Genomic DNA, 6,690 nt, shown 5'->3' with positions numbered 1-6,690 from the left:
CCCCGCCCGCGCCGCCGCCGACGCCCGCCGCGGTACCCGCCCTAGCCCGCCGACCACGCCACCCGTCCCGTCCCCGCCGACGGCGGTGGGGCGGGCGCTCGGGCCGGTCTGCGAGGGGCACGACACCGCCCGCCGACGATGCGCGAACACCCTCGGACATGCGCTAGAGTTCTTCTTGCCGGGAACGCCGCAAGGCCGACCAGCAAGGGCGATTAGCTCAGTGGGAGAGCGCTTCGTTCACACCGAAGAGGTCACTGGTTCGAACCCAGTATCGCCCACTCGAAGTACCAGCTCAGAGGCCGGTTCCTGAAGATCAGGAACCGGCCTCTGATCGTTTGTCCGTCATTCGTCCGCGAGATCGAACGTCAGCCGCCGACACCGTCCGCACCAAGAGCGGCACCTGACGGCCGGATCGAAGGGCGGTCCACCCCGAACAGCGCAGCCCGTTCTGCAGCCGTTGGAGGAGGCTGGTCGACCGCTCGGTGCCGTGGTCATGTCGTGACGTTCCCGTGGACGAACCTCATCACCGCAGCCGCGGCTCTCTCGGGGGCGCTGGGCGGAGTGTCACCGACGGCGCTTCTGGGCCAGCGAGCCAAGGCGCGTCGGTTCGCGCACGAGCGGCGGATGAGGCAGGACCTCCAACGCGCCGACGCTTACTCGGACTCCCTCGAAGACACCCGCGCCGAAGCCCGCATGCACGCAATCGTCCTCACGTGCCTGACACGTGGCACGCGACCAAGGCCATCAAGGCTGTACGCGCTCTCGTCGTCGAGTTCAACTCGGCGCTCGCCCGGGTGGAGTAGTCGTCACAGAGGCTGGAGTTCGAGTGGCGCGCAACAGCGCCGACCGAGCAAGACATGTGGGACGGCTCCGCGTGCATGCCCACGAGCAAGGTGAGCCGCTAGCCCCCAAGGCAGCAGATGCAGCTCACGGCACACTCAGGGACCCGATAGCCGCATTCAGCGACCGATGCCTCAAGGAACTCGCTGACTGATCCAGTGCCCCCTCCCCATGGAGTCCCGGGCCGTAATCGTTGAGCGCGGCGACAAGCGCCCGCCCTTCCTCGACGGCGGCGGCGTAGTCGACGGCGGTCGGCCCGTCGACAGGCAGATCATGCGGTCGCGCCCATTTGCCAGCGGCTTGGCCGGAGGTGCCCATTGCCGCGCCGATCTGCCGCCAGGAGTAGCGGCGCTCGTCCCGGCGGGCGGTTGCCACCAGTTCCCGGGTGACAAGGTCCAGCTCGGCGTCGAGCCACCGGGCGCCCCCCGGATATCGCTGCACGTGTTGCACAGCCGACCGCATGCCATGCACACCTTGTCCCCGTGAAGTTGATCAATACTTTCGCCAGGTCACGGGTCTACATGAGGGGAACGTATGGGTTTCATGCAAGGCTCGGCGCGGTTCGTCGGGGTCTTGGGCGCGGCGGTGCTGAGCGTGGCGGTGTCGGGCGTGATGCCCGCGTCCGCGGGGCAGTCGTCCGGCGGCGGCAAGGACGCGGTCGAGCGGGTCCCGTTCAGCCACATCCCGGCGGACATCCGGCAGAAGATGCATGACCAGGTGCCGCTGAAGGAAGCCGCGTCGAAGATCTCCTGGGCGATGGAGAAATCGGGACGCGGCGGGTTCGCGGGCATCGTCCTGCAGCCCAAGTCGGTCGAGCTGTGGTGGAAGGGCAAGCTCCCCGCCGCCGTCAACAAGGCCGTCGGGCAGGCCCGCGGTATCGCGCCGGTCGAGGTGAAACCCGCCCGCTACTCCCAGGCCGAACTCAAGGCGGCGGCCGCCGGCCTGATAGCCGACATGAAGAAGGACCCGGACTATCCGATCAGCCAGGTTGCTGGCTCCCTCAGAGGAGACGGCCTCGTCCTGACCACCAAGGACAAGGGCAAGGCGATCGCGGCCCAGGCCAAGACCGTCGCCGGTGTTCCGGCGAGCTATGCCGACGGCGGCGCCCCCAGCCTCGACACGGGCCGATACAGCGACACAGCACCCTTTTACGCCGGTGGCGCCATCCTCAACGACGACTTCCCGGGCGAACCAAAGAAGCTGTGCACTGCGGGGTGGCCCGTCATCGACAACCGCGGGATCAGCTACCTCTTGACCGCCGGTCACTGTGGCCGCCCCGGAGGCGGCTGGCGCAACGGCATGTGGTCGACGTGGGTCGGGACGGCCACCCAGGAGCACGCCGGTCACGACCTGCTCCTCATCGACGCCAGTTCGTCTGGGCGTATGTGGGACGGCGGTATGTGGGGCGACTTCACCAAGCGCGTCGCCGGCTGGGACTGGGCCTACGCCAACGAGTGGATCTGCCAGTCCGGCGCGTCCAGCGGCGCCGTCTGCGGAATCCAGAACACCGACAACTTCACCTACGCCTCCTGGTTCGACGCCGACGACTACGGCAACAGGAACTTCCTGTACGACCTGGTCGTCGCTCGCCGTGCCGACGGCGGGCTGCCAAGCCAGCACGGCGACAGCGGCGGACCGGTCTTCGGCGTCAGCGGCGTCACCGACGTCATCGCCAAGGGCACCGTCACCGGCCACAACGGCTCCACGTTCTACTACCAGGACTTCGGCACGGCCTGGCGCGACTTCGGAATCAACGTGAAGATCGGCTGAACCAACGGCCAGGCCCGCCCGCGGATGACCGGGATCGACGCGCCTTCCGCGTCGACGAGGACCCGGCCAGGCAGCGGGCGGGCCAGCCGGACCTCGCAGACGGGCCCTCCTCACACGCCGGTATCGATGAAACGGCAACCCCAGGACGGCACCCGTCATTTCTGCGGCCCCTGATCCGTTCGGATCAGGGGCCGCTTCACGTGTCCGGGCGGTCAAGTCGGGCGGCTGGCCCGGCATCCGGCGCACTCGGCCTTCTGCACCGCCATGTCGAGCGGCCGCCGGAGTATTCGGCGTAGTCCGGGACCGACGGGCGCAGGCCGTCGACACCGCACGCATCCAAGCTGAGCAGGCCCGCGGGACCTGGCCGCCGAGCAAGCCGCACGCCACGCCGAGATTGCGGTCCTCACCCGCGACCTGGACGCTGTACGCGCCGACGCCGACCGGCTGCGTGAACGCGCCGCGACCGCCGAACACACCTCCGCCCAAGCCACCGCCGCGCTGCAGGCAGCCCAGCAACTGCCTGCCCTGGAGACGGTCCCCGCCCCTGGCGGTGCCGCCCCCGGCGTGCGGACCGGAACCGGCCACGCCGCCCGCACCGGCGCAGACCAGGTGCTCGTCGACCGCCCGTCCCGGGACCTCACCGTCGAGCAGGCCCTGGCCCTCGCCCGCGCGCTCCTCGCGGTCGCCCAACCAGCCGCCGCGCCCGACGCTCACGACCATCCGCACCGATAATCAGCCCAAGGCCCCCAACCGAACCTGGGGCCGAGTCGCCATCACCCCCTCAGGAGACCCCGGTGACCCTCGATGACGACTACACCCCCGGGACCAGTGGCCCGCTGCAGCAGCGTGTCATCGAGGTCATCGTGAACGAGGTCGGCGCAGGCCCCCGTTCGTTGGCCATCGCGCGAGTGAACGAGGTCTTCGACATCTGGCGTGAAGCCGCCCGGGAACGCGCCCGCGAGACCGCACAGCAGAGGTTTGCCGGACTGATGCCTGGCGTCACCGGCGTCGCCAGGCGAACGAAATCGCCGACAAGATCTTTGCTGCGACCTTCGACGTCGCCGAGAAATGAAGGGGACGACTTCCATGAGCACCACGGCCGAGCACAAGGCTGAAATGGCCCGGGACTCGGGTCCATGCCACCGGCCCCAAAGACATCCCAGGTGCTTAGGGTGTCAAGCTGCCAGGGGTTTGAGGTGGTGTGACCACGCGGTCGTTTCGTTGTAGAGGGTGCCGGTTTTCAGGCAGCCGTGCAGGATGCCGACGAGGCGGTTGGCGACCTGGCGGAGCGCGGCGTGGTGATAGACGTCGCGGGCTCGGAGCCGGTCGTAGTAGGCGCGGGCGCCGGGTGAGGTCTGCAGGGCGGTGAATGCCTGGGCGTCCAGGGCGTCGACGAGGCGATCGTTGTGGACGTAGCGGGCGAGCACGACCTTCTTCTTGCCCGAGGCCCGGGTGATGGGGCTGGTGCCGGCGTAGTTTCGGCGCGCTTTGGCGGTGGCGTAGCGCTGCGGGTCGTCGCCGAACTCGGCCAGCACCCGAGCGGCCAGGACCGTGCCCAGCCCGGGCTGAGACAACAGAATCTCAGCGGCCGGGTGCCGCCCAAAGTGCTCTTCCACTTGTCCTTGCAGCTGCTTGATCTGCTCGCCCAGCACCTTCAGGACCGCGACGGCTGAACGAACAACGACGGCATAGGCAGCAGACACCGCCGCGGGCTGCCCAAGGTGCTCGGTGCGCAGCGCGGCCTGGATCGCGGCCGCCTTGTCGGCGACGTTGCGGCGGCGGGCCCGCTTGAGTGCGGCGGTGATCTGGCCGAGCGTCAGCTTCGCCGCTGCCTGCGGGTCGGCGGCCTTGGCCAACAGCTCCAGGCTGTCAGGCGCGGCCAGATCCGCGAAGGCGGCCAGGGCGGCGGGGAAGTAGTCGCGCAGCGTGTGCCGCAGCCGCTGGGCGTGCCGGGTTCGCTCCCAGATCAGCGTCTTGTGCGCCCGGGTCACCGCTTTGATCGCCTCGGCCTGGTCGCTGTCGCCGGCGACGGGGCGCAGCTGGTGGGAATCGGTGCGGACCATGTCGGCCAGCATGTGCGCATCGGCGGCGTCGCTCTTGGCGCCCGATACGCTCAGCCGTTCGCGATACCGCGCAGCCTGCAACGGGTTGACCGCCATCACGGCATATCCGGCGGCCACCAGCGCCCGCACCCACGGACCGCGGTCGGTCTCGATGCCCACGACGACCTCGGCCTCTTCGCAGGCGCTGCCAACCTGCGCGGCGATCATCTCGTGCAGCCGCGTCATCCCGCCCACCCCCTCGGGCAGTCGGGCCTTGGCCAGGACGCGTCCGGTGGCGTCCATCAGTTCGACGTCATGATGCTGTTCGGCCCAGTCGTCCCCGATGAACAGGCGCAACAGCGACCCCCGATCCTCGATCGTCACCACTTCTCAGCAGCCTGCGGGAGAACCATCGACGAACTAATCAAGCAGTGCTCACGCCCTGGCGTGCGGGCACGACATCCCAGCAGCGATCACTTCTCCCGACCGACCAGCAGGGGCACGATCTTTGCGCAGGACTCAAGGTCCAGTAGCTATGAGTGCTCACCTGCTGGCGGCTGTCAGGCACGAGTCTGCCGAACGACGTCCGCAGACTCGCCAAGACTGATTAGTAGCTCTGTGTAACGGTGGCGACGTGGTGTGTGCTCGCATATATGACCGGTTCTGCGAGGTCAGTGCGCCGCCACGTTTCCGCAGGTCGCCGTCTCGCAGAACCTCCCTCACAACCCCAAGGTCCTGCGAGACAGTTCTGCGAGGTTCTGACCTGCGTGAACGATCTACTTTGCGGCTGGTGACACGGACCCGAGCCCCGGGCCGAATTGGGATGCCGGTAACCGATGCGCCATCGGTCGCAAACGAGCGGAGCGTGACGGCCGACTCGACGCAACCTTGGTTCGGTCATCCAGGCTCAGGAGACATTCCGGATAAAGGTCACCAAGACCGTGACATCTAGCGCCACTTGCTGTCGCAGCGGTAGTAGCCGCCGGTCTGCTTGCAGACCTGCATCCAGAAGTCCTTCATTACCCACCCTTCCTTGTCCCACCAGCGGCTCTTGGTCACCGTCTTCGGGGCCTTGTAGCCCTTGGTGGTGATGACGTAGTCGGTGAGGGTGTGCCATCCGAGCATTAGGTAGCGGCGGTGGACCCGGAGGGCGGCGTAGTGGCCATCACTCGCGCTGTCAGTCACGCTGAGATTGAGGGCGACGACCATGTCGCCCTGCCAGCACAGCGTCGCCCGGGCGCTCGCGCCGGGCATGGAACTGGACGCATTGCGGCAACGGAAGGAAGCCGCCCTGGCGGCCGCCCGGAGGTCCGCGTGGCCGGTCGACGTTTGGCTCGGTGCAGCGCTGACGGCTGAGGCACCGACGATCATCGTCGTCAAGCCCGCGCCGGCCAGGATGGTGGCGACTCCTGCGACTCGTTTGCCTCGTGAGTGCATCGTGTCCCCGTTCACTCGATTCGGGTCGGTCGACCCGGCAGGTGAAGGGAGCATGGACGACCGCCGGACACGAGCAGAAGACCGTTTCAGCACGATGAAAACCCTTGACGCCCTGTACGACCCGAGTCCCGGGCCTTGTAGGCGAGGTCGATCGCCCGGATCTGCTCGTACGGGTTGTGGTTGACCCTGTGGCTTGGGTGGTTGGTCACCAGCATCGTCACGTACTGGTCACCGTCCTCCGCATCCTCCAGCAGGCTGTAGGGGACGTGGGTGAGTCCCGCATCGAGCGCGGCGTAGTAGCGGCGGTGGCCCTCCACCACCATCCACATTCCAGGCTCGTCCGGATGCGCGCGGATGACCAGCGCCACCAGCACGCCCTTCTTCACCGACTTGCAGAACGACGGGTTGAGGTCCAGCTCTTCCCGCGGGTTCTTCGGGTCCGGGCGGAGCAGCGCCATCGGAATCTTCGGCTGGGAGACCACCACCGGCGGCTCCACGTGCTCGCCCGGCGAACCCGGGTCGAGATCCACGACGCTGTCGACGGTGTTCTCGGACGGAGCGGTGTTCTCCGCAAGGATGCTCATGCTCAGAGCGCCTCCAG

The 6,690-nt window shown here is 68.0% G+C and carries 7 protein-coding genes and 1 tRNA gene; 4 read left to right on the top strand and 4 right to left on the bottom strand.

Going from position 1 to position 6,690, the window contains the following annotated elements:
* The first annotated feature begins 206 nt into the window (after positions 1–206).
* Positions 207–278: transfer RNA gene (locus P696_RS0142135), tRNA-Val, on the top strand.
* A 649-nt stretch (positions 279–927) separates the two neighbouring features.
* On the opposite strand, the gene P696_RS0142130 is transcribed toward P696_RS0142135, so the two are convergent.
* A complete protein-coding gene (locus tag P696_RS0142130) occupies positions 928–1,302 on the bottom strand; it encodes a hypothetical protein (protein WP_026417035.1) in 375 nt (124 codons plus the stop codon).
* A 72-nt stretch (positions 1,303–1,374) separates the two neighbouring features.
* On the opposite strand from P696_RS0142130, the gene P696_RS53550 reads away from it, so the two are divergent.
* The 3 genes from P696_RS53550 to P696_RS56750 all read left to right on the top strand — a co-directional run bounded on the left by P696_RS53550 (position 1,375) and on the right by P696_RS56750 (position 3,725).
* Positions 1,375–2,610: a chymotrypsin family serine protease gene (locus P696_RS53550; protein ID WP_157430260.1), complete on the top strand. Its 1,236-nt coding sequence runs from the start codon at positions 1,375–1,377 to the stop codon at positions 2,608–2,610.
* Between the two features lie 564 nt (positions 2,611–3,174).
* Complete coding sequence (locus P696_RS56755; RefSeq protein ID WP_157430259.1) at positions 3,175–3,342, top strand: hypothetical protein; 168 nt, start codon at positions 3,175–3,177, stop codon at positions 3,340–3,342.
* 62 nt (positions 3,343–3,404) lie between these two features.
* Entirely contained in the window at positions 3,405–3,725 is a 321-nt protein-coding gene (locus tag P696_RS56750) for a hypothetical protein (RefSeq protein WP_157430258.1), read from the top strand.
* A 60-nt stretch (positions 3,726–3,785) separates the two neighbouring features.
* Here the strand turns inward: P696_RS56750 and P696_RS0142115 are convergent, their stop codons facing one another.
* The 3 genes from P696_RS0142115 to P696_RS0142105 form a co-directional block, all read right to left on the bottom strand.
* A complete protein-coding gene (locus P696_RS0142115; protein ID WP_026417034.1) occupies positions 3,786–5,009 on the bottom strand; it encodes an IS110 family RNA-guided transposase in 1,224 nt (407 codons plus the stop codon).
* A 591-nt stretch (positions 5,010–5,600) separates the two neighbouring features.
* Positions 5,601–5,837 carry a hypothetical protein gene (locus P696_RS56745; protein WP_157430257.1) on the bottom strand — a complete coding sequence of 79 codons (237 nt, stop codon included), beginning with the start codon at positions 5,835–5,837 and terminating at the stop codon, positions 5,601–5,603.
* 338 nt (positions 5,838–6,175) lie between these two features.
* The coding region (locus P696_RS0142105) for a ParB/RepB/Spo0J family partition protein (protein ID WP_211246020.1) at positions 6,176–6,690 on the bottom strand (515 nt) is incomplete at its 5' end.

Source organism: Actinomadura oligospora ATCC 43269, assembly GCF_000518265.1.
Taxonomy (GTDB): Bacteria; Actinomycetota; Actinomycetes; order Streptosporangiales; family Streptosporangiaceae; genus Spirillospora; species Spirillospora oligospora.
This window is presented reverse-complemented; position numbering and strand designations above follow the sequence as displayed.

Excerpts from the sequence above, each read along its gene's own strand:
- P696_RS0142130 (WP_026417035.1), bottom strand. The coding sequence starts at position 1,302 with ATGCGGTCGGCTGTGCAACACGTGCAGCGATATCCGGGGGGCGCCCGG.
- P696_RS53550 (WP_157430260.1), top strand. The coding sequence starts at position 1,375 with ATGGGTTTCATGCAAGGCTCGGCGCGGTTCGTCGGGGTCTTGGGCGCG.